This is a genomic window from Campylobacter concisus, from assembly GCF_902460595.1.
Lineage (GTDB): Bacteria > Campylobacterota > Campylobacteria > Campylobacterales > Campylobacteraceae > Campylobacter_A > Campylobacter_A concisus_BL.
In genome coordinates this window covers 1-1,905 of the sequence record NZ_CABPVA010000026.1, presented here as the reverse complement: position 1 = coordinate 1,905, position 1,905 = coordinate 1, and the positions used below count along the sequence as shown (strand labels likewise).

Genomic DNA, 1,905 nt, shown 5'->3' with positions numbered 1-1,905 from the left:
CATCAATGTTTTTACTATTAGCACCAACGATAGGAATAATTTGTTCGTATTTTTGTCCATATTGTGTTAATTCAGTTTTTATTGCTACTTTTTCATCAAATTTGATTTGCCTTGCTAAATCATCGGCATTTGTTTTTGTAAAACCCAATGCTTCTTTAAACCATTGAGCCTTAGTAGCTCCTGTTTTATGTGTTGGGTCTAAAAGATAGTTATTCAATTTTATATCTATACTTTCTTTTGTAATATCATTTACAATCTCACTTCCCCCAGCAACAACTATTCCATCATTACCATTATTGTTCCAATTGTTTGAATTTGTAGTAGTTGATTTAGTATCATTTGGCATATTGTTTTTGCCACTTTTGCCGGTATTTAGTAGTTTGCTGCTATTTTTTGCTATTTGTCCTACTTTGCCAGCTGCTCCAAGCGAACCTATATTTTCACCTAGTGCGTGATAATTTCTATAATTTATAGAGCTTTGATCACCTATCATACTATCTACGAAATTTTTAGCCATAAATTCTTGTATATCTGCATTTATATTTTTTACTGTTAGGATAGGGTGATAAAAGGCATTATTTAAACCGTTTATTGAATCTACTGGATGTAAGATAATATTTCCTATATCATTAAGTCCTTCAATTCCACCTACTGCAAATCCACCTAGACCATACATGGTTGATTTTGTATAATCTAATATGCCAGGGTTTGTTTTAACGATTAAATTGTCTTTGTAAAAATCTTCATTATTATAGGCATTTAAGGCATAGATATACCTATCCTCATACTGCTTTTTATCTGGATTAAAGGCATTTGTATTATCTAGAGTTGTATTGTAAAAGCTACTTTGCTTTATGAAATTTGTTGCTAGTTCTATATTGTAAAGATCATTTGAGCTTAGGCTTTGTCTATAAGTTTCATTAAATGATTTATCTGTTAAAGACACTGCTGCTTTTGCTAGGATAGATTTTGCTTCATCATCACTATAAATTTTATTTGTTGTAGTTTGTAGTTTTGATTTAAAGCTTTCTATATTGTTTTTATTGTTTATAAAGTCTATCTCTCTTTGATGAAGCTGTCTATTATAAGTATCTGCACTTGTGGTTATTTTATAGCCTGTGTTTGCTCCTTTATCGCCATTAGCTATGCCTCCAGCTATTATGCCTATTAACTGAGATGCTAGTAGGCGTTTGTTGTTATAGGCTTCTATCTCTTTAGTGCTCATATTTGATGTATCTTTATGTAGTGCAGAAGAGATTGCTTCATTTACTGCCCCGCTTAATGCACCAGCTGCAACGTTTTCATGAGATAGCTTTGCTGATAGTGCTCCTACGGCTGAGTGAAGAGCTATCTTGCCTAGACCTGATTCTTTAAATAATGCATTAGAGTTTATATTTGCTTCATTGCTTGAGTAGCTTCCTACTGCCTTGTAAGCATTATCTGTTGCTTTAGAGATTAAATTTGATAGTAGTGCATCTTTAAAGTTTGTTTTATAGATAGCAGAGTTTATTGCTGCGTTTGATGTAGAGCTTAGCAGGTCTGCATAAGAGAAAGTATAAGTTGGTGTGTTTATGATATTGGTATTACTTAGAGTATCTATGCTTGATATATAGCTACTAACATATGAGCCTACCCCTGCACTAATGGCTGATTTAGCTAGGGATGATGCGTCAAATTTTACCTTACCATGAGATAAGAGGTTGTTTGTTAGTTGGACTGTTGAGTTTGCTATGACAGCTGTTGTCATAGCTGATATTGCTAGACCTGTAGTTGAACTAGCTGCTGCTCCAAGTGCTCCAGCTACAGCGGTTCCAGCTCCTGCTGTTAGGAATGTAACGATGGCTGTTATTATTAGAGCTCCCATACCACTAAGAGTAGTTGTCTTATCTTCCCACTCTTTAGAGT

1 protein-coding gene is annotated in these 1,905 nt (G+C 34.0%); it reads right to left on the bottom strand.

Annotated features, from left to right (window positions below):
* Positions 1-1,905 (bottom strand): DUF637 domain-containing protein (locus F3G86_RS10575; RefSeq protein WP_188116464.1); only part of this gene is annotated, 1,905 nt, incomplete at both ends.